The sequence below is a fragment of the Methanothrix soehngenii GP6 genome, from assembly GCF_000204415.1.
Taxonomy (GTDB): Archaea; Halobacteriota; Methanosarcinia; order Methanotrichales; family Methanotrichaceae; genus Methanothrix; species Methanothrix soehngenii.
Genome location: NC_015416.1, coordinates 1902629 through 1922829, shown reverse-complemented (window position 1 = coordinate 1922829; position 20201 = coordinate 1902629). Strand labels below are relative to the sequence as shown.

The following is a 20201-nucleotide window of genomic DNA, read 5'->3' as shown; positions in this document are numbered from 1 at the left end:
GAATATGAGATTATTGGTCAGCCCCATGAACATGGAAGAGGCGCATGCTGCACTGGCGGGCGGCGCTGATATTTTGGATGTGAAGAACCCCAAAGAGGGATCCCTAGGTGCGAACTTCCCCTGGGTCATACGCTCGGTAGCAGACCTGGCAAGAGGCAAGGTGCCGGTAAGTGCGACCATCGGCGACATGGAGTTCAAGCCGGGAACAGCGAGCCTGGCAGCTTTGGGCGCAGCGTCCTCAGGCGCGGATTACGTCAAAGCGGGCCTATTGGGAGTGAAAACATGTGATCAGGCAGAGGAGATGCTCAAAGCCATCGTACGAGCGGTAAAAGACCTCGATCCAAAGAAGAAGGTGGTGGCTTCAGGCTACTCTGACTACCTTCGTGTTGGAAGCATATCTCCCATGCTCCTGCCCGCAGCCGCCTCTGAGGCAGGGGCAGATGTGGTGATGGTGGACACCGCCATAAAGGATGGAAAGCCGACATTCGACTTCATGGGCGAGAAGGACTTGGCGGATTTCATTGAGCTTGGCCATAGCAATGATCTGGAGGTTGCCCTGGCTGGCAGCATCGGATTTCCTCATCTGGAAACGCTCTTGCGCCTGCAGCCGGACATCATCGGCGTGCGGGGCATCGTCTGCGGGGGAGACCGCAGGAGTGCGGTGAAAGAAGAACTGGTGGTGAAGGTCAAGAGCGCTCTTGAGAGATGAACTCATCCTGATCAATTTCGGGATGATGCACATCTGGGTGATCCAGGGCATGCAGCAGCCGGTCGATGAAATCCTGCTGCCCTTTGTGGATCTTTTTCCGGGCAGACTCGACATCAAACCATCCTGCCCTGTCGATCTCGGGAAACTCCCGCATTATCCCTGATCTCCTGGGCCACTCAAGCATGAAATTATTGCTCACAATCCTCCTCTCATCCAGGTCCTTTTCTACTGCCCAGGCAAAAACGATCTTTCCGCTGGGCTGCTTTATCCTTCCCAGCTCTATGAAAATCCCTTCAACCTCAAAGCCAGTCTCTTCTTTAAACTCCCTTCTTGCTGCATCCAGGGGGCTCTCGTTCTCCTCGAAAAGGCCTTTGGATATAGACCAGGCCCCCTCGTCCTTCCCTGCCCACAAGGGCCCACCGGGATGGACGAGCAAGACCTCAAGATGGCTATCTTGAAACCTGAAAGGCAGGATCCCGCCGCTCTTTTTGCTCATAATTTTTTTATCTCACTTGTATCTTGATCGATGGCTCTTGTCTCTGCCTCTCTCCCTTCTCAAGACGCTTGTCGTGGTGGACCATCTAATATCCGATTCCGGCAGCTCAAAGCGGGCGATCACCGGGGCATGATCGGACTCGGGATAGAAGATCTTGGGAGCAAAGACTATGGATTCATCATGCAAGAGCTCGTTGTGCACCTCAGAGCCCTTGAAGAAGGCGAGCATCGTCCTTGATACCAGAATATGGTCCAGCATCTTGCCCTTGCCGTTATGCAGAAGAGAATAGCGTGCGGGCTCGGGAATGTTTCTCTCTGTTGGCACCATGACCCTCATGGCCAGGTCCATGTTCCCCGTGTTCTCCACGTCACCCCGGATAGCCTCTATGGAGACTTCATCGAACTCCTCGTTGAAATCCCCGCAGACGGCAATGAGAGCACAGCGATTGTCATCGAATAGATTGTCTATCAGAATGCGAGTCTCAAGAGCCTGGCCAATGCGTTTCATGCTGGATATGAAGACCCCTTCTGCCCAGCCGAATGCCGTCTTCCAGGTTCTCTCGCTTAGCTTATGACCCTGGATGTTGGTCGGCCGGCGGGATTTGAGGTGCAGGTTGATCACATCCAGAACCGCTCCATTGGGCAGCCTGACCTTTGCGTGGAGAATGGGCCTCTCCCAGGAGATCTCCCGTGCCTCCAGCTCCTCGGGCAGGGCAGTGACCTTCTTGTAGCTCGGCGAGGGGGCATACTCATGCTGATATTGATGCTGCTCCATGATATCGAAACGGCTGAGGATGACCAGATTGTGATGGCTAAGGTAATTTCCATCCCGGTCCACGGTTGAGGCCCTATTGAAGCTCTCATAGGGAGTTCCTTCTAAGAGGCGGTCCAAAGCCTCCAGGCGAGGCCTCCCGTTACGCTCGTGCTGGGCGCAGATCTCTTGCAGGCAGAGAATGTCAGCGTCCAATCGGATGAGCTGAGGCCGAAGGACTGGTATGCGTTCATCCAGGCTGGGGCTTCTATCTGGCCGGTCGTCCAGGCTCATGAGGTTGAATGTCGCTATGCTCACCTTGATTGTCATCCGATCTCTCCTAGCTACTCCTCTTGTTCATACTATCCTGTCGAGGAGAGGATTTATCCTTTATACTTGTATGGTTGAGGCAAGATCGCAAATCATGCAGAGGTTGCTATGAATCTGAAGCTGGCAATTTTATCGATCATGATAATAGTGATCTTTGAGGCGTTTAATCCTGGTGCTCTGGCCGTCCCCGATGAAGCAGTAGGGCGAATTGTGAGCGTGATCAGCGCAGACTCACTGGGAATAGAGATGGTGATCAATGATCCCAGGACTACAGGGGTGGACAGCGTGAGGCTGGCGGATATTGCCGCTCCATCCACAGTGACCCCGCAGGGAAAGGCGGCCCGAAAAGCGGCTGATCTATTGCTGAAGGATCAGATCGTTTATATCGATATCGATGAGAACAGCACTCTAGGCCGCAATGAATGGGGGCAGATGGTCTGCGTAATCTATCTCATAGATTCCCGCTACCGTCCGATATGGCCTCCAGTGAACAGAATGCTAGTGGACGATGGCCATGCCGATCTTGCGGAGGACGGCAATAATGAGTTTAACTCATCTGCCTGGTGGGAGGATCCCATTCCCCAGGGATCGAAGGGGAATATATCAAAATATAAGGAGATTATGACAAGTCCGAAGGCATCATCCGAAAGCCAGAACAGCGCGAGCAAAAGCAGCGTTCTGGACATGGAGAGCAACGCCGGCCGGATCAACATCGGTTATCGCGCATAAGCTGGGTACAGATGCAAGCCCGGCATAGATTAGTCAACTGCCGCGCCCTTAAGAACGCAGTGGTTGACTAATCCAGATCAGTTCACCTCAGTGGTCTCGAATAGATATGCTCCCAGGAACAGCATTGCCGCACAGCATACCCCCAGAACGGCAAAGTCAGTAAGGGGCGAGAAGGCGCTTATGCCTATCAGGCAGTATCTCAGTCCATCCACACCATAGGTGAGGGGATTGAAATAAGCCAGGATCTTGATAATCTCCGGGAACTGGTCTAAGGGATAGAGCGCTCCGGAGAGGAAGAAGAGCGGGAATATCAGGAAGTTCATGATCAGGCTGAATCCGGACATATCCTCCATCTTGGACGCAAAGGCCAGACCCAGGCCGATGAACGTCGTTGCTATGAGAATCATAAAGACCAGGGATAGAATCAGCCCCTGGATGCTGGGAATGCCCATGCCCAGCAGTATCCCCGAGAGCATTATGATCAAAGCCTGAAGAATGCCAGTGGTCAGGCCGCCAGCGGTGCGTCCCAACACTATCGCTATCCTGCTCACCGGCGAGACCATTATCTCCTTCAAGAAGCCAAACTCCCGGTCCCAGAGGACAGATAGGCCGGCAAATGTCGCCGAGAAGAGCAGGGTCATGCCTATGATTCCCGGGGTGAGAAAGCTCATGTAGTTCACTCCTTCGGGAATTCCAGGAATTCTGCCGATATTGTTAAAGCCAATCCCCAGAAATGCCAGGAAGAAGAATGGAGAAGCAACCGAGCCGAACAGCCGGCTCTTGAGCCGGAAGAAGCGCAGCATCTCCCGAAGCCAGATGCTATAGATGGCGTACAGATCGCCTTTGACCTTATCTGCGATCATCTGCCGCCTCTGGGGAGAGCGATATCTGCACCCCGATCTTTGCCGCCGTTCTCTTTTATCTTCTTGCCAGTGTATTTGATGAATACATCCTCCAGCGTTGGTTTGTGCAGACCGACAGAGGTTATGACCGCATTGTTCCTGCTCGCTTCCAGCACCACTTCTGCTATTCTGGACTGAGCATGATCAACATGAAGCTTGATGCTTCCATTATCCGAGCTGATGGACTTGATCCAGGAGAATGACTGCAAAGACCGGACGAGGGCGTCCCCGCCGCTATCAGTCATCAGGGTTATGGTATCCGAACCGATGGTATCCTTAAGGCTCTCCGGCCTGTCCAGGGCCACGATCCTGCCGCTGTCCATGATGGCGACCCGATCGCACAGATAGTCCGCCTCCTCCATATAATGAGTGGTGAGGATCATGGTCACATTCATCTCTTTGTTCATGCGGCCGATGTACTCCCAGATGTATCGCCTGGTTTGGGCATCAAGGCCGATGGTGGGCTCATCTAGAAACAGGACATGAGGGCGGTGCATCAGCCCCCGGGCGATCTCCAGCCGGCGTTTCATCCCACCGGAGTAGTCCTGCATCTTGGTGTCTGCCTTCTCCTTCAGGTCGACCAGCTCCAGGACATCGGCGATTCTGGCCTTTCTGAGGGCAGCGTTCATTCCGTACATCCTGCCGTGAAAGTCCAGGTTCTCCCTACCGGTGAGCATGCCATCCAATGCAGGATCCTGAAAGACGACCCCGATAGAGGATCGCACCTCGTTCCTCTCCCGGACGATGTCGTAGCCCCAGACCCTGGCCTCGCCTGAGGTGGGGGTGAGCATGGTGGTCAGCATCTTGATAATGGTGCTCTTTCCCGCACCGTTGGCGCCCAGAAGTCCGAAGAGCTCCCCCTTTCTGATCTGAAGGTCTATATTGTCTACAGCGATCGTCTCACCAAACCTCTTGGTGAGGCCTCTTACAGAGATTGCCGCATCATCTGCTGCTTTTGTGGGCATATCCCCGAGATTGATATCCTTTGCCAACTCCTTGCCCATCATCGCTCCTGTCTGTCATCCATCTATCATTATCATATCCAATCTGGTCAGCCAGCACTTGAAGATATAAAAGAGCAACGGATAGAGAAGATGTGATCTCTTGCATTGAACTCTTGCCTGCCACATGAATTCAAGCTGTATATGCCCCTTTCGGAATCAGATTTATAAATGTGAAGCGTCCTTCCATCCTTTAATAGGGGCATAACAAAAAAAAGGCATTAAGATCTGAGGCCATGTAATTAGATCAAAAGAGAAAATATAAATCAGCAAAATAAGGGTATTGACTGGGATCTCGTTGAATTAATGTATTGGAATATAAATCTAATAACAATAAATAAGTCTGATTAGGATAAAAGGCATATAGCATCAGGTACGGGAGGATATCCATGGACTATGTCAGGATCGGTGGAGTTTGTCTGCTTCTCATAGTTTTAGCTGCAGCTCTGCCAGCAGATGTATTGGCGCAAGCCTCTGAATCATCAAGCGGGGCAGCCCCAAGCATAAGCCATAGCCTGCTTTCAGGAAGCAGTGCACAGGAATCGTCGATTTCAGCAGAAACACTGTCTAAACGAAACATCGGGTTGAAGCCTCTGGGAAGCAAAAGCAGCACTCCGACCGGTGCTGCTGCATCAGATCAATCCGCAGCCCAGGCGTCATCTGCCTCGGCAGCGCCTGCAACTCAAGCGGCTACCGCTCCTGCAGCAGCAACTGTAACAACATCACAGGTGAGCTCTTCTGCGCCTGCACAACCGGAATCAAGCTCGCAGAACGCTCCCCCAGCTGAACAGACCAGCAGTGCATCTCAGCAGGAGTCTAGCGGGAGCGCCACCACTCCAGCATCTAATGACATCATCACTCCAGACCAGATCTCTCAGGATACTATCGCCGCAGATGCGAGCACCGATAGCGCTGCAACAACCCCAGCAGAAGCTGCCAGCTCCGGCACCTCCTCCGGTGGATCCGCAAGCGAGGTTGTCACTCCTCCAGAGGACGTTGCAGCAGGAACGGTAGTTTCAGCCACTGATTCTGCGGCTGATGCCTCCACTGAGGCAGCCGAAAATGTAACCGATGAACAATCAACTGATGAGCTGACCGCAGAGAATGAATCGCAGAATGAGACCGAGACAGAATCCGAAGAGGCTGAGGAAGAAGAGATAGAAGAGGGAGATAATAGAATCTGGAGAGAAGGCAAGAGTCCATATAAATACACCTGGACGCCAAAGACTTTTTCTGGATTCTTCTACGATCTGGAGAATGAAGTGGGCACAGAAAGGCTCACAGTAGACCTGGAGCCCAATGAAAGGTCCCTTGAAACCGGCAAGATCTCTTATTCCACTAAGCCTGAAGCTACAGACTTCGAGTTCGATGACTGGGGAGAGTATGAGGTCATAGGCTTCATGGCTGAGAAGTACTTCGCGGGCTATAAGGCAAGCGACCTCATCAATGACGACAGAAGCCTGATAAACGACGGCCAGTTAAGGCGTGTGCTGGTCGACAGCGACGAGGAGAAGACTGTAACCACCGGATCGGTTCTCCCTCTGGAAGAGGGCTATGAGCTACGCATTAAACAGATAGATATCGATGGCAATAAGGTCTATATGGCTTTAGCTAAGGACGGGGATGAGATAGACAGCAAGGTCATAGACCCAAGCAATCTTGATAGCTCCACCTACAATTATGAGGTTGAAGTTGCCGGAGAGGATACATCACTGATCCTGGCCCATATCTCCAATGTCTTTGCCAGTACCGAGTCCGCCCTGGTGACCATCGACGGCCTCTTCCAGATCTCCGATACCTATGCCTCGGTGGAGGACGGCGACAAGTATGGCAAGATGGAGGTCAAGAGCGTATCTGATGAAGGAGTCGAGATGGAGAACGAAGACTCGCTCACCCTGAGAAGAGGAAGCACAGTGGAGATCTTCGGAGATGTCTCATTCCTGGTTGCCGATGCCGATGAACTCCGGTTTGCCCCCTTGGTCAAGAAGACGGGAAGCTATGATGTCAGAGGCACAGTGATCGATCCATCAGAGACGAGCGAGTTCACCTGGAATCCTTACAACTTCGAGGGATTCTATTATGACATAGACGATGACGTCGGCACTGAGAACATGACCATGAGGATCAGTGGCGGCAGCAAGATCGAAGAGGGCGACCTGGAATACTCCACAAAATCCCAGCCGGTGAAGTTCGAGTTCAGCGATTGGGGGAAGTACGATGTAATCGGCTTCATGGCGGACAAGTACTTTGCCGGCTACAACGACGAGACGGAGTTCACCGATGAGGCCAGCATTATAGGGGAAGGCCAGTTGAGGCGCGTCCTGACGGACAGCGACGACAGCCGCACCATTGCCAGCGGATCTGTCCTCTCTTTGGAGGAGGGCTATGAGCTGCGCATCAAGCAGGTGGACCTGAACGGAAATAAGGTCTATCTCGCTTTGGCCAAGGACGGAGATGAGGTGGACAGCAAGGTAGTCACTCCATCCAACGATCCGACTGACGGTTCGTCCAATTACCTATACAAGATAGATATGGGCGGGGAGAAGGATGTTCCACTCATCTCTGCTCATGTCGAGAGCGTGTTCAGAAGCACTGAATCAGACCTCGCCACCGTGGACGCCATATTCCAGATATCCGATAGCCCCGAGTCGGTTGAAGAAGGGGAGATGCATGGTAAGATGAAGGTGGATTCCCTGGATTATGACGGCATAACCCTGACCAATGATGGTACCATAAGCCTGTCCAGGGGTAAGGACGTCGATATCATGGATAACCTGAGGATTCAGGTCGCAGACAGCGATAAGAGGTTGCTGGCCCCAATTGCCACCAAGACGGGCGAGGGAACCGCATTGTCCTTGACGGTCTCTGGTGCGGTTGTGGACAAAGCAGCCCAGATTGCCGTCCGCTCTGGAACTTCAGCCCTATCCGGTGTAGCGATCTCAATCGATGGCAACACCATTGGAACCACCGATTCAACCGGATCGATCAGCTACATCCCAAAGAGCACAGGCACTGTGAAGGTTGTTGCCAGGAAGACCGGCTACAATGATGCTACCGCCGATATGGTGGTAAGAACTGTGGAGGAGGCCTCACAGCTTACCGCTGCTCAGAGGGCAAATGTCACACTGGCCAATCAGCTTATTCTCAATGCCCCGGCGGAGGTGTCAGCTGGAGAGAACTTCTTGATAACCGTCACCGAGGGGATAAACCAGACACCTGTGGCAGGCGCACAGATCCTCTTGGATGACAATGAGATAGGAAACACCAGCTCTCAGGGTACCTTCACTTATGCAGTCAATTTGACCGGAGAGCATTCCCTGAAGGTGGAGAAAGAGGGATACAGTTCCGCCAGCAGGAAGATAATGGTGACCTCGGCATTGGAGGTTATGGACTTGACTCTGCCCGAGACGGCTAATGCCAAGCAGTCCATGAAGATCTCGGCTGTTGTGCATAACAAGGGCAGCGAGGTGGATACCATCACCCTTAATCTGATGGTAAACGATACCCTCGCCGAGAGCAAGGATGTGACTGTAGAGGCGGGCGAGAACAGCACGGTGCAGTTCAGCTACAATCCGGATGAGACGGGATTGCATAGGTTCAGCCTGAATGGAAAAACCGGGACAGTGAATGTGGAGGAGGCGCAAACCAGCAGCTGGCTGATAGGCCTAATCCTCGTTTTGCTCATTGCCATCGGGGCAGGAATCTATCTGTATCAGACCGGAGAGCTGGATAAGCTACAGCGGCAGGTCAAGAAGATGATGCAAGGGCGATAATAATCGCTCTTTGCATCTTTTTTTTTAATGGCCGAACACCGACAATATAGCTTATACTCCGGTGTGATATTCTTCCCCACAATTTTTTGGGCTCGTCCCTTAATGACGTCATCCAGCATCCATGATGCCCAGCGCGCAGATGATCAAGGAAAGGAAGCCTGGAGGCATTCATGAGAATGTGCAGTATGGACCTATATCGAAAACTATATATCTCGGCAATCGACTATATACATGATGGCGAAAGTCGTTACATCCCCTCTTACACTTCATTTTAAAACGGCTTTCCCCTCCCTCCTTCCTCTCCCTTCTTTGCTTGCATCTTATGCGGCCATTTTTTCAAGAGCGTTTTATCAAGCGAAAACATTTTTTTGATATCGTCTTTTCCTTTAGTATTGTTTCATCTTAGCAGGTTTTTGAGCCAATACAGTATCTATCAAGCTTTACAGAAAGCTGGAGCCCGTACATTGGATTGATATACCCAAAGATATCTAAGCAGAAAAGATCTGAAGTGTTGGATCAGCCAAGGGCAATCGCTTCAAAATCAAATGGCAGCAGCACTTGATCCAGGCTTCTATTGCAGCATCTTCCGATGATGGAAGAGATGGATGAAGGGATGAGAGGCTCTGCGGGCAGATCCAGCAGAATAGTGATCAATGTAATTTAATCGCATTCGACAAGAGGCGAGAAAGGAATAAAATATGAATGATCTGGACGGACTCACATCAAAGGAAGTGGTGGAGCGCCAAAGCCAATATGGGCCCAACGCATTACCCCAGACTCGACATCGTTTGATTCGGCTCATCCTGCGCCAGTTTTCGGGAATCTTCAACTTGCTGCTCCTGGCCGCATCAGCGGTGACCTTTGCATTGGGCGAGGTGATTGACGGTGCATTTATCCTGTTCTTTGTATTCCTTGGAACCGCCTTAAATTTATATCAAGAGTATAAATCAAATGCAGCAGCGGATAAGCTCAAGTCCTATTTCGTCCGCTCGATAACCGTTCGACGGGATGGCAAAGATCAAGAGGTCCCCGTGGTTGAGATCGTTCCAGGAGATATACTGAACCTGGAGTCCGGCGATATAGTCCCTGCGGATGCCATAGTTCGAAGGGCGCATAATCTGCTGGTTGACGAGACGACCTTTACAGGTGAGAGCATTCCGGTATCCAAACAGGCTGCCGATTCATCAATGCAAGAAGCAGATGACGAACACCGCCTCCTGCAGGGAGTGGTTATTGTGCGCGGCAACGCCCTGGCTCTGGTCACTGAAACCGGCAATAAGACTCGCTTTGCCGCGATTGCCAAGACCGCCTCCGAGGTTCAGGCGGAAAGCGAGCTTACAAAGGGCATCGACCGCATCAGCACCTTCATACTGCGAACAACCATCATCACTCTGCTGTTCATCATCCTGGCAAATGTGCTGATCGAGGGCAAGAGCACCGATATTCCCCAGCTTCTGATATTTGCAATCGCCCTGGCAGTCTCGGTAATTCCCGAGGCCCTGCCCCTGGTCCTGACGTTTTCCCTCTCTCGGGGAGCCCTCCAGCTGGCCAAACGCGACGTGATAGTCAAACGTCTCTCCTCAGTGCAGGATCTGGGATCGGTGAACCTGCTATGCACTGATAAGACCGGCACCATCACTGAGAACCGCCTGGTCTACCAGGGAAATTACCTGGATCCCGACTCCCGCTTCCATCCACTGCTGCTGGCCCGTCTGGCTGCTCACGGCCTTGAAGAGCGCAGTCCAGAGCCGTTTGATCGAGCTGCAGACGAGGCTCTCACCCCTGAGCAGAGAAAGGAACTGGAGGCTTTCAGGATTCTGCAGGAGGAGGCATTCGATCCCGCTCTGCGCAGCAATGGGGCGATAGTCAGCCTGAAAGACGGCTTACAGCTTCATATCCGCCGGGGCAGCCCGGAGTACTTCTTCGATCAGGGGCTGGTCAACAGGGATCGACTGGGATCATGGCTGGCGGAGGAGGAGAATCACGGCCGGAGGGTTTTGGGTGTCAGCTATGATGATGGCAGTGGACCTCGATTTGCCGGTTTTGTATCCTTTGTTGATAACCTGAAGGACACAACCATCGAGACCATCGATCTAGCCAGGGAGCTGAATGTGGCCATCACGATCATCACTGGCGATGCCCTCAAAGTGGCAGAAGCAGTGGGTAGGGAGGCTGGTCTGGTATCAAGCAGCGATGAGGTTATACGGGCAGCGGAGTTTTTGGCCCTTCCTGCCCAGGAGCAGCATAAACGTATCGGCAAGATTCGGGTCTTCGCTCGCACCACTCCCGAGCAGAAGTTGCAGCTGATAGCGCAGCTCAAAGAGCAGTATACAGTCGGCTTTTTAGGCGAGGGGATAAACGATGCCCCAGCGCTGAAGGCGGCCCATGTCTCAATGGTGGTACAATCGGCGGCAGATGTGGCCCGTGAGACTGCCGATATAGTCCTGGTGAAAAACGACCTGCGGGTCATTGTCGACGGCATACGCCTCGGGCGGGAGACGCATGCCAACACACTGAAATACATCCGGGCGACCCTTGTCTCCAACTTCGGAAACTTCTATGCCGTAGCCATCGGATCGCTGTTCATCACCTTTCTGCCCATGCTGCCAAAACAGCTTCTGCTCCTCAACCTCCTCTCGGATTTCCCGATGATGGCCATAGCCTTTGACCGGGTCTCGGCAAAAGAGGTGTCACGGGCGCAGAGCTACGACTTCCGGTCGCTCTATATTATTTTTATCACATTGGGGCTGGTCAGCACCGTATTTGATTTCATATACTTTGCGCTGTTCTATCGCATATCGCCTGAAGTGCTTCAGACCAACTGGTTCATCGCCAGCGTGATCACCGAGCTGTTGCTCATGGTCTCCATCCGGTCCATGCTGCCGATAGAGAAGGCTGGCTGGCCCGCGCCGATCGTTGTGCTCATCTCAGCTCTGGCTTTCGTAATCACCCTCGCATTGCCGTTGATTCCTCAGACTGCCGCTCTCTTTGAGTTCACCATGCCGACATTAGATCATCTGGCTCTCATCATGGGGCTTGCTGTGCTTTACCTCATCGCCACCGAGGTTGTTAAGCGGCCGATCGCCCGTTTCCTGAACAAGGACCAGTGATTAAGGGGAAAGATACAAGAGCATCAGAAAGGATGGACAAGCCATGATACCGGGAAAAGCCCTCTGTACGCTTATTCTATTGCTCTATATAGCCCTCGCCTCGGGCGCTCCTGATGAGGCTTCAGGTAGAGTGGTTCTTGTTACAGATGGAGATACCTTTGACGTCGAGATCGATGAGCATGATGGCCGCATCCAGGAGGATACGATAAGGATCAGGCTGGCAGACCTTGATGCTCCTGAGCTCTACGGCGAGAGGGCCTGCAAAGAGGGCGAGTGGGCAAGAGACTACACCTACTCCTGGCTCATGGATAATATAGTGACTCTGGACATCGACGATGTGAACGGCCAGGATGAATACGGTCGATGGATAGCTGTCTGCTATCTTGAAGACGGCAGAAACTTCAATAAGATGCTGGTGGATTCAGGAAATGCGACAATAAAGGATTTCCGGAGCAATGAGTTCGATCCATATGCCTGGATGGATATCAAGGTCGAGGATGTGGTTCCGGGAAAAACCTCTGAGGAGGCTTCGGACTCCAGCCTCTGGAGATTGCTGACAGAGCTGCTGGAGTTGATTCTCCGGCCATCAACGGCATCGTAGCCATAATGCGAATTTATCGGTCTTGCTCGGTTCATCAGTCTGTTATGCTGATTCCCTGCAAGGTCAAGATCCAGACTATTCGCCCATCATCTGCAGGACGAGCTTACGGTGGCGTTTGCGGTTATCCAGCTCCAGGAAGACGATCTGCTGCCAGGTGCCCAGAATCAGCCTTCGCGCAGCAAAGGGCACAATCAGGCTCGGTCCAATGAGCGAGGCCCGGATATGAGAATGGCCGTTGCCATCGTGCCAGCGCAGATTATGGGAATAATCGATATTCTGTGGCGCAATCCTCTCCAGGGCATCCCCCAGGTCCGCCACCAGACCGTCCTCATACTCGATGGTGGTCACCGCTCCCGTAGCCCCGGGAACGAAGATCACCATCGCTCCCGCCTTCAGCGAAGTGCTCTCCAGGCTCTTTTGCACCTCATCTGTTATATCCACTACCTCGCCCTTATCGGTCTCAAATTCGATGTATCTGGTCTCGATCAATGCTCCTCTTTCATCAGAGAGACGAATCACGCATTTCTCATTTGCGGTCATAAACGGATCTTTCAAGATGATTAAACTACGAGCATGAGCGAGCTTTAACATCTAGAAAACATTTCTATATCTTGCAGTACTACAGTATTATCATGATAGTAGCTGAATTCTCCATGGTCCCCATGGGATCGGGGACCAGCGCAGGAGACTACATCAAAGCCATCCACCATATTTTAGGGGAGGCAGAGGTGAACTTCATTCCAGGTCCCATGTCCACCGCAGTAGAGGGCAAGAGCCTCCAGGAGCTATTCGATCTGATGGAGAAGGCCAACGATAAGCTCGTTCAGATGGGGGTTAAAAGGATAATCACCACTATAAGAATAGACATGCGCCTGGACAAGGAGATCTCCATGCAGTCAAAGCTGTCCAGGGTGAGATCGGACAGCAATTGAGCTGTTTCGAGCCCAGATGTTGCAGCAGTGGTAGATGAGAGAAAATGATACATACAATTGATGCAAATGAGTGGTTATGATTAATTCATCTCCAATGATACTGATGCTCTCATTGATTCTAATTCTTGTCGCCTGTGCAACTGCCGACGGCCTGGCCGCTCCTTCCTCTGGTCCAGTCTGCCCGGATGACATGTTCCCCTGCAACGGAACCTGCATCAATATCACCTCGCCCTGCAATATGAGCTGTCTGGATGGCATGTTCCCCTGCAATGGAACTTGCTTCGATTTGTCGACAGACACTCAAAACTGCGGATCGTGCGGAAATGTCTGCTCTTTAGGAATGGTCTGCATCAAAGGTGTTTGCACCTGCATGGCGGGCCTGGATGTCTGCAATGAAAAGTGCACTGACACCAGCATCGATCCACTGAACTGTGGTGCATGCGGAAATATCTGCCCTGCAAATGCGATCTGCATCGATGGAAGCTGTTCCGATATGTCTCCTCAGATATGCATCGATGGCGATTGTTCCTATCCGATTACTATGCAGCTCCGGAACCTATGATGAGGATCGTCCAATCATATCGATTTGATGAATAGAATCGGGCAACGGTCTCTTGGCATATAGCTTCAATCGGAATCGTCCCCATTATCCTTTAGGGCAGACACTTCGGGATAATCGCATTGAAGCTCTAGACTCTGATCTTCATAGATGCCGCTTTTCATCTCTCTTATGAATGAGTTGAGCTTCAAAATGGGCACCATCGGCACGCCCTCATAGGATTTTATCTCTTCTTCGATCAGAGTCACCACAACTGCAATACCCTCTGTTCCCGTCAGCGTCCGGTAGAATTCGCATCGTTCCTTATGCTGCTCAATAGCTCTTCTTAGAGCCGATAACCGGGAGCGATGGCCTGACCATTTCTTACACTCCACCAGAATCGTACTGTCCATCCTGCGGGCGATAACATCGTACTGCCTGCGTTTTCTCTTATGGGTTTTCACCGCATTTATCTCAACTAAAAAATCATTCTGCTCAAAGATGTAAGCGGTCAACTTCTCGAAATTTTGCCAGATTACCTCTCTTGAAGCCCTCTCCAGGTCGGAGAGGCACTTGATCTGAGCAAAATCGCTGATCTCCTTCTCGCTCTTATTCTTGCCTTTTCTTGCAGGCCTGAGGGGGATTGAATTTAATCCTTCAATCTCAAAGGCCATCTTTTAAATCCTCTCCATTGCATGCTTAAAAGTGACTGTGGGAATGTAGGTCCGATTGAGGCTCCCAATATTTAAAATAGATCCGGCCGAAGGCCCGAACTACTAAACCATCCATATCCATACTACCTTCCAGGTTCTGCAATGCCTGCAACATGCAGAGTTCGAGCTGAGATATAGCAGTCAGCGTTGATGCGTTGATGCAATATATTCATATATTAGATACCCGGAATGTATATGCTGGCAGGTGCTACTGATGGTGAATATGCTGACCATTGTGAATGACGCTCGCAAGAATACAGTTCTGGATGAGGTGCCACTATTATGTCGACCAAGCTGATCGCATCCCTGTGCCCCTATTGTGCTGTGGGCTGCGGCCTATTCATCCAGGTCGAGAAGGGCAAAGCAACAGGCATCAAATACATGATCGACCACCCAACCTGCGTTGGCGCTCTCTGCCCCAAGGGGAACTCCGTTCTGGAGCTTTTGAATAACCAGGAACGCCTCGTGTATCCCCTGAAAAGGTCTGGAAGCGATTTCATTCCCATAAGCTGGGACGAGGCCCTGGAGCTGGTGGCTCAGGGTCTGGCAAGGAACCTGGAACGGTATGGCCCGAAGTCCCTGGGCTTTCTCGTCTCCTCCCGCTGCAATAACGAGGAGAACTACCTGATGCAGAAGATGGCCCGGCTCCTGGGATCGCCCAACGTGGACAACTGCGCCAGGCTCTGCCATTCACCCACTGTGATGGGTCTGGGCGCCTCCTTTGGCGCCGGCGCCATGACCAACAACCTTCTCGACCTGGAGAACTCCAAATGCATTTTCGCCATCGGCACCAACTTCACCGAGGCCCATCCAATCGTCTCCCGCTGGGTAGAGAAGGCAAAGGACAATGGGGCAGTGGTGATTGTGGCCGATCCCCGGATCACCTCCACCACCTGGATGGCGGACATTCACCTTCGCCTGAATCCTGGATCGGACATAGATCTTCTCCGGGGGATGATGAAGGTCATCGTCGATGAAGGTCTGGAAGATGCTGATTTTATTAGCTCCCGCACCACCGGCTTCCAAGAGCTCAAAGAGAGCCTGTCGGTTTTCTCAATAGAAGAGGCGGCAGAGAAGACGGGCCTGGACGTTGCCGAGATCGTAAAGGCAGCCAGGGTCTATGCAAAGTCTTCCGCCTCAGCTCTGCTCTATTCCATGGGCATCACCCAGCACGTCTCTGGAACTGATAACGTTATGACCTGCGCCACCATTGCCCTCATCTGCGGCCAGATAGGAAGGCCTGGAGCCGGAGTCTGGCCCATGCGCGGCCAGAACAATGTCCAGGGGAACTGCGATGTGGGGGGAATGCCGGAGTTCTATCCTGGCTACAGGAGATCGGTGGATCCCAAGACGATTGAGTTTTTCCGGGCGGCCTGGAATGCCACTGACCTGCCCCTCGGCCCAGGCCTGACCTCGACCGACATGAACGATGCAGCAATAGACGGACGCCTCAAGGCCCTTTACATCACCGGAGAGGATCCGATAGTATGCGACGCCAATGTCAATAAGACCCGCCGCGCTCTGGAGAGCCTGGATTTCCTGGTGGTGCAGGAGATATTCATGACTCCCACAGCGAAGATGGCGGACGTCATCCTGCCTGCTGCCGCCTGGGCGGAGAAGAGCGGCAGCTATACCTCCATGGAGAGAAGAGTGCAATGGATCGACAGGGCCATAGAGCCTCCGGGGGAGGCAAAAGAGGGAGTCTGGATCATCTGCGAGATCGCCAGGCGGCTGGGACTGGGAGAAGTGATGGCTTATGATAATCCCTCCCAGGTGTTAGAGGAGATCCGCAGCCTGGTGCCCCAATACAAGGGCATGAGCCAGGAAAGGATATCGAGGGTCGGTGGGGTTCTCTGGCCCTGCCCGGATGAGCAGCATCCCGGAACGGAGATACTGCACCTGCAGAGGTTCTCCACCTCAGACGGCAGGGCGAGGATCTTCGACCTGCAAAACACTCCTCCCGGAGAGGTCACCAGCCCGGAGTATCCCATTCTGCTCAGCACAGGAAGGATAGTGCTTCATTATAATGGCGGCTCGATGACCATGCGCAGCCCGTCACTGCAGGAGCGGGAGTCAGAGCTATATGTGGAGGTCAATCCCGTTGATGCCTCAAATCTCAAGATCGCTGAGGGCGAAATGGTGGCAGTGAAAACCCGCCGGGGGGAGGCGGAGGCCCGGGCAAAAATTTCGGATAGGGTCATGTCGGGGATGGCCTTCATGCCCTTCCATTATCACGGGACCAACCTCTTGACATCCGACGCCCTTGATCCCGTATCCAGGATCCCGGAATACAAGATGGCCGCCTGCAGAATTGAGTCCAGGAGATGATTTGGCGATATTCATGCCGCTTTATCGTTCCCTGCTCTCCTGAAAAGCGATCTTGGCCTGCCTGGTGATGAAAGAGCCTTCCGGGCCCTCTGGGCCATCGCCCATCTGACGGGGAAACGGTCATCGGCATTCCCGGGACAGTCAGTTACCCACAACATTGAGACAGCCGATGATATCGCCGTCCTGCAGAAGGGGTCCAGGCTATTGTACGGGATCAGAGACATCAGGTTCCTAATCATCCAGGATGATGGATGCAGTGGCAAAGCCTGAGCCCAGGCGGACCAGTCCCCCAATGGCCGCTGCTTCCAGCATCTCCTCTTTGCTTACTCCTGCCATTTTGGCCACTTTCTTATGAAACTCGACACAGGTGTCGCATCGAATGGCCACAGCACATGCCAGTCCGACGATCGCCTTATCTTTGGATGATAGCGCACCGTCCTTCATGATCTCATTTCTCAAGGATGCAAAAGCGGAATTGACGCCTTCGTCCAGTGCCTCTGCAAATATGATCGGTTTAGGCTTCTTTTCAGTCATCTTTCCTACCTCCTAATCTAATCGAAATTCTTCTCTCTCTGCTTATCTGCTATCCTCTGAGCTATGCAGAGCTATAAAGTCGTATATAGTAAAGGCGAATCGGTATATATACATAACACAGCTGCACCCAAAAGGGAATTTAAGGACTGCTGCTTTTCCCAGCCATTGCATATGCTGCCAGCAAAAACCTATATTTTATAAGAGGCGTCTACTACTGTTAACATGCCAGTATAATGCCCGCGTATTGCCAAATTGGACCAGATATCGATGGAGGAGCGATCATGTATACAGCAGATAAGAAGAGGGAGCGAATTTTAATCCTCGGGGCGGCAGGCAGAGACTTCCATAACTTCAATGTATTCTTTCGCAGCAGGCCCCAGTTCGAGGTGGTGGGATTCACTGCCGCTCAGATACCGGATATTGCCTGCCGCCTCTATCCGCCAGAGCTCAGCGGCGAGCTCTATCCGGCTGGCCTTCCCATCTGGCCGGAGGATGCTCTTGAGGAAATAATCATCAAATGCCGGGTGGACAGATGCATTCTATCCTACAGCGACCTGAGCCATGAGGATGTGATGCACCTGGCAGAGAGGATACTGGCCACGGGCACAGACTTCGGATTCCTGGGCGGACGGAATACTATGCTCAAGTCAAAGAAGCTGATGATAGCGGTCTGCGCAGTGAGAACCGGAGCCGGCAAAAGCCAGGTTGTTAGATACATTGCAGACATCATTCCCCAGGCCGGGCTGAAGGCAGTTGTGGTGAGGCATCCCATGCCCTATGGAGATTTGGCTCGACAGGCGGTGCAGAGGTTCTCCTCTCTGGCGGATCTGAACGCCGCTGATCTGACCATCGAGGAAAGGGAGGAGTATGAGAGGCATATAGACAAGGGCACAGTGGTCTATGCAGGAGTGGACTACCAGACTATTCTTGATCAGGCGGAGAGGGAAGCGGATGTTATTCTCTGGGATGGGGGAAACAACGACACCCCATTTTTCAAGCCCGATCTGTGGATCACCGTTGCCGATGCTCTCCGACCAGGGCATGAGATATCCTATTACCCCGGAGAGACGAATTTTCTGGCTGCAGATCTAATTGTGATAAACAAAGCCAACTCCGCTGCAGAGGAGGACATCATAACTATACAGGCCAATGCGTCAAGGCTGAATCCAAAAGCAGGAGTGGTGGTGGCCGGATCAGAAGTCACGGCAGAAGATCCTAAAGCAATATCCGGCAAGAGAGTGCTAGTAGTTGAGGACGGTCCGACCATAACCCACGGGGAGATGGCCTATGGTGCCGGCCAGGTGGCAGCCAGGAGGTACAACGCAGCAGAGATCATAGATCCCCGGCCTTATGCCGTCGGATCCTTAAAGGAGATCTTCTCGAAGTTCAGACATATCGGAAGGGTTCTTCCGGCCATGGGCTACTACCCCCAGCAGATCAAGGAATTGGAAGAGACTATAAATAAAGCTGAATGCGATTCGGTGATCATCGCCTCGCCCATAGACCTGCGCCGGCTCATCCAGATCAACAAACCATCCACCTATATTCTTTACGACCTGGTGGACATGGATCGGCCATATTTGAGGGAGAAGATCGAGGAGTTCATATCCAAATCCATATCCAAATCAATGCGAGACTCCGCATCAAAGGGGGATTGAAATTGGCAGGACCGACAGTTCTCGCCTTTGGCGGAAATGCCCTGCTCCTCGATCCTCACAATCCCGCAACTCAAGAGAGAACCGCAGCAGCATTTGCCCGGGCGGTCAGGATGCTTATGGACCGAGGAGAGGGAATGGTGCTTGTTCATGGCAACGGCCCTCAGGTGGGCATGATACTGCTGCGGATTGAGGCCACGAAAGACTGCATACCGCCCGAGACTCTTGATATCATGGTTGCCGAGACCCAGGGGAGCATTGGTTACCTTCTTTGCCGATCTATGAGAAACGAGATTCCTGAGAGGGAGATAGCAGCATTGCTGACTCAGGTCCTGGTGGATCCCGATGATCCAGGCTTTGCCAGCCCTTTCAAGCCCGTCGGCCCCTACTATGCCATGGAGGAGGCGGAAGGGCTTGTCAAGTCTCAGGGGTGGAGAATGTTGGAGACCGCGGGCAAGGGATGGAGAAGGGTGGTTCCTTCGCCCCGGCCGCAGGAGATAATCGAGCTGCACACCATAATGGATGCTGTGGGCCATGGCCATTTGATTATCGCCGGGGGAGGCGGTGGGATACCGGTGATAAGAGACGAATGCGGTGGGCTTCATGGAATCGAGGCGGTGATCGATAAGGACCTTACCGCGTGCAAGCTGGCAATGGCCACCAGGGCGGAGAGATTTGTCATCCTCACCGATGTGCCCCATGTCTCGACCGGTTTTGGCAGCACATCCGAGAGGCGAATCGGCAGGATGAAGGCCTCTCGAGCCCGAAGGCTATTGGCTCAGGGAGAGTTTCCCCCTGGCTCTATGGGCCCGAAGGTGGAAGCAGCGGCGATCTTCGCCGAGCGCACCGATCTATCCGCATTGATTACCAATATCGAGCTACTGGAGAGGGCGTTGGGAGGGAAGGCGGGGACGTGGATCGATCCCTAATGGATAGAGAGAAGATTTCTTCAGGCAGGACTTGGGGGCTCTTCGCTGAATTTTGTTGGTGAGTTCAGGCAGAGAATATGGCCTCTATTCCTCTGTGTCTCGGTGTTTGGGTCAATGCATAGCGGTTCACCACAGAAGCACAAAAGATGCAGAGAATTTTCGATTCAAGCT

Annotated in this window: 18 protein-coding genes; 10 read left to right on the top strand and 8 right to left on the bottom strand. The window is 52.6% G+C overall.

Going from position 1 to position 20201, the window contains the following annotated elements:
• Positions 1–4: 4 nt before the first annotated feature.
• Positions 5–709, top strand: a complete 705-nt coding sequence (locus MCON_RS09635; RefSeq protein ID WP_013719792.1) for a (5-formylfuran-3-yl)methyl phosphate synthase — start codon at positions 5–7, stop codon at positions 707–709.
• On the opposite strand, the gene MCON_RS09630 is transcribed toward MCON_RS09635, so the two are convergent.
• Together MCON_RS09630 and MCON_RS09625 are read right to left on the bottom strand one after the other, a co-directional pair.
• Positions 687–1205, bottom strand: coding sequence for an NUDIX domain-containing protein (locus MCON_RS09630; protein WP_013719791.1), 519 nt, complete (start codon positions 1203–1205; stop codon positions 687–689). The genes MCON_RS09635 and MCON_RS09630 overlap by 23 nt on opposite strands.
• A gap of 12 nt (positions 1206–1217) precedes the next feature.
• Entirely contained in the window at positions 1218–2285 is a 1068-nt protein-coding gene (locus MCON_RS09625; RefSeq protein ID WP_013719790.1) for an endonuclease/exonuclease/phosphatase family protein, read from the bottom strand.
• Between the two features lie 108 nt (positions 2286–2393).
• Between MCON_RS09625 and MCON_RS09620 the strand changes: the two genes are divergently transcribed.
• The gene (locus MCON_RS09620; protein WP_013719789.1) at positions 2394–3014 is read left to right on the top strand and encodes a thermonuclease family protein; all 621 of its coding nucleotides are present in this window, start codon (positions 2394–2396) and stop codon (positions 3012–3014) included.
• A gap of 77 nt (positions 3015–3091) precedes the next feature.
• Here the strand turns inward: MCON_RS09620 and MCON_RS09615 are convergent, their stop codons facing one another.
• Entirely contained in the window at positions 3092–3877 is a 786-nt protein-coding gene (locus MCON_RS09615; RefSeq protein ID WP_013719788.1) for an ABC transporter permease, read from the bottom strand.
• Positions 3874–4923, bottom strand: a complete 1050-nt coding sequence (locus MCON_RS09610) for a daunorubicin resistance protein DrrA family ABC transporter ATP-binding protein (RefSeq protein WP_013719787.1) — start codon at positions 4921–4923, stop codon at positions 3874–3876. Before MCON_RS09610 ends, MCON_RS09615 begins: the two co-directional genes overlap by 4 nt.
• A 383-nt stretch (positions 4924–5306) precedes the next feature.
• Here MCON_RS09610 and MCON_RS09605 point away from each other — a divergent pair, with 383 nt between their 5' ends.
• The 3 genes from MCON_RS09605 (at position 5307) to MCON_RS15265 (ending at position 12401) form a co-directional block, all read left to right on the top strand.
• The gene (locus MCON_RS09605) at positions 5307–8690 is read left to right on the top strand and encodes an S-layer protein domain-containing protein (protein WP_013719786.1); all 3384 of its coding nucleotides are present in this window, start codon (positions 5307–5309) and stop codon (positions 8688–8690) included.
• Positions 8691–9388: 698 nt separating this feature from the next.
• Entirely contained in the window at positions 9389–11800 is a 2412-nt protein-coding gene (locus MCON_RS09600; protein ID WP_083804707.1) for a cation-translocating P-type ATPase, read from the top strand.
• Positions 11801–11843: 43 nt separating this feature from the next.
• On the top strand, positions 11844–12401 hold the full coding sequence (locus MCON_RS15265) for a thermonuclease family protein (RefSeq protein WP_013719784.1): 558 nt from the start codon (positions 11844–11846) through the stop codon (positions 12399–12401).
• A 75-nt stretch (positions 12402–12476) separates the two neighbouring features.
• Here the strand turns inward: MCON_RS15265 and MCON_RS09590 are convergent, their stop codons facing one another.
• Positions 12477–12941 (bottom strand): secondary thiamine-phosphate synthase enzyme YjbQ, encoded by a 465-nt coding sequence (locus tag MCON_RS09590; RefSeq protein ID WP_013719783.1) that lies wholly within the window; start codon positions 12939–12941, stop codon positions 12477–12479.
• Positions 12942–13033: 92 nt separating this feature from the next.
• Here MCON_RS09590 and MCON_RS09585 point away from each other — a divergent pair, with 92 nt between their 5' ends.
• Together MCON_RS09585 and MCON_RS09580 are read left to right on the top strand one after the other, a co-directional pair.
• A complete protein-coding gene (locus MCON_RS09585) occupies positions 13034–13333 on the top strand; it encodes an MTH1187 family thiamine-binding protein (protein ID WP_013719782.1) in 300 nt (99 codons plus the stop codon).
• Positions 13334–13409: 76 nt separating this feature from the next.
• The gene (locus tag MCON_RS09580) at positions 13410–13895 is read left to right on the top strand and encodes a hypothetical protein (protein ID WP_013719781.1); all 486 of its coding nucleotides are present in this window, start codon (positions 13410–13412) and stop codon (positions 13893–13895) included.
• A gap of 65 nt (positions 13896–13960) precedes the next feature.
• Here MCON_RS09580 and MCON_RS09575 read toward each other — a convergent pair whose 3' ends face one another.
• The gene (locus MCON_RS09575) at positions 13961–14545 is read right to left on the bottom strand and encodes a restriction endonuclease (protein WP_013719780.1); all 585 of its coding nucleotides are present in this window, start codon (positions 14543–14545) and stop codon (positions 13961–13963) included.
• Between the two features lie 321 nt (positions 14546–14866).
• Here MCON_RS09575 and fdhF point away from each other — a divergent pair, with 321 nt between their 5' ends.
• Complete coding sequence (gene fdhF, locus MCON_RS09570; RefSeq protein WP_013719779.1) at positions 14867–16912, top strand: formate dehydrogenase subunit alpha; 2046 nt, start codon at positions 14867–14869, stop codon at positions 16910–16912.
• An 11-nt stretch (positions 16913–16923) separates the two neighbouring features.
• Here the strand turns inward: fdhF and MCON_RS16255 are convergent, their stop codons facing one another.
• Both MCON_RS16255 and MCON_RS09565 read right to left on the bottom strand, forming a co-directional pair.
• The gene (locus MCON_RS16255) at positions 16924–17136 is read right to left on the bottom strand and encodes a hypothetical protein (RefSeq protein ID WP_157863767.1); all 213 of its coding nucleotides are present in this window, start codon (positions 17134–17136) and stop codon (positions 16924–16926) included.
• 7 nt (positions 17137–17143) lie between these two features.
• Entirely contained in the window at positions 17144–17446 is a 303-nt protein-coding gene (locus MCON_RS09565; protein WP_013719778.1) for a carboxymuconolactone decarboxylase family protein, read from the bottom strand.
• 281 nt (positions 17447–17727) lie between these two features.
• Here MCON_RS09565 and MCON_RS09560 point away from each other — a divergent pair, with 281 nt between their 5' ends.
• Together MCON_RS09560 and MCON_RS09555 are read left to right on the top strand one after the other, a co-directional pair.
• Positions 17728–19104 carry a cyclic 2,3-diphosphoglycerate synthase gene (locus tag MCON_RS09560; protein ID WP_013719777.1) on the top strand — a complete coding sequence of 459 codons (1377 nt, stop codon included), beginning with the start codon at positions 17728–17730 and terminating at the stop codon, positions 19102–19104.
• Between the two features lie 2 nt (positions 19105–19106).
• The gene (locus MCON_RS09555; RefSeq protein ID WP_013719776.1) at positions 19107–20030 is read left to right on the top strand and encodes a carbamate kinase; all 924 of its coding nucleotides are present in this window, start codon (positions 19107–19109) and stop codon (positions 20028–20030) included.
• The last annotated feature ends 171 nt before the right edge of the window (positions 20031–20201 follow it).

Bases quoted from the DNA above. Each gene is read 5' to 3' on its own strand.
- MCON_RS09635 (WP_013719792.1), top strand. From the start codon at position 5: ATGAGATTATTGGTCAGCCCCATGAACATGGAAGAGGCGCATGCTGCA.
- MCON_RS09630 (WP_013719791.1), bottom strand. From the start codon at position 1,205: ATGAGCAAAAAGAGCGGCGGGATCCTGCCTTTCAGGTTTCAAGATAGC.
- MCON_RS09625 (WP_013719790.1), bottom strand. From the start codon at position 2,285: ATGACAATCAAGGTGAGCATAGCGACATTCAACCTCATGAGCCTGGAC.
- MCON_RS09620 (WP_013719789.1), top strand. From the start codon at position 2,394: ATGAATCTGAAGCTGGCAATTTTATCGATCATGATAATAGTGATCTTT.
- MCON_RS09615 (WP_013719788.1), bottom strand. From the start codon at position 3,877: ATGATCGCAGATAAGGTCAAAGGCGATCTGTACGCCATCTATAGCATC.
- MCON_RS09610 (WP_013719787.1), bottom strand. From the start codon at position 4,923: ATGATGGGCAAGGAGTTGGCAAAGGATATCAATCTCGGGGATATGCCC.
- MCON_RS09605 (WP_013719786.1), top strand. From the start codon at position 5,307: ATGGACTATGTCAGGATCGGTGGAGTTTGTCTGCTTCTCATAGTTTTA.
- MCON_RS09600 (WP_083804707.1), top strand. From the start codon at position 9,389: ATGAATGATCTGGACGGACTCACATCAAAGGAAGTGGTGGAGCGCCAA.
- MCON_RS15265 (WP_013719784.1), top strand. From the start codon at position 11,844: ATGATACCGGGAAAAGCCCTCTGTACGCTTATTCTATTGCTCTATATA.
- MCON_RS09590 (WP_013719783.1), bottom strand. From the start codon at position 12,941: ATGACCGCAAATGAGAAATGCGTGATTCGTCTCTCTGATGAAAGAGGA.
- MCON_RS09585 (WP_013719782.1), top strand. From the start codon at position 13,034: ATGATAGTAGCTGAATTCTCCATGGTCCCCATGGGATCGGGGACCAGC.
- MCON_RS09580 (WP_013719781.1), top strand. From the start codon at position 13,410: ATGATTAATTCATCTCCAATGATACTGATGCTCTCATTGATTCTAATT.
- MCON_RS09575 (WP_013719780.1), bottom strand. From the start codon at position 14,545: ATGGCCTTTGAGATTGAAGGATTAAATTCAATCCCCCTCAGGCCTGCA.
- fdhF (WP_013719779.1), top strand. From the start codon at position 14,867: ATGTCGACCAAGCTGATCGCATCCCTGTGCCCCTATTGTGCTGTGGGC.
- MCON_RS16255 (WP_157863767.1), bottom strand. From the start codon at position 17,136: ATGTCTCTGATCCCGTACAATAGCCTGGACCCCTTCTGCAGGACGGCG.
- MCON_RS09565 (WP_013719778.1), bottom strand. From the start codon at position 17,446: ATGACTGAAAAGAAGCCTAAACCGATCATATTTGCAGAGGCACTGGAC.
- MCON_RS09560 (WP_013719777.1), top strand. From the start codon at position 17,728: ATGTATACAGCAGATAAGAAGAGGGAGCGAATTTTAATCCTCGGGGCG.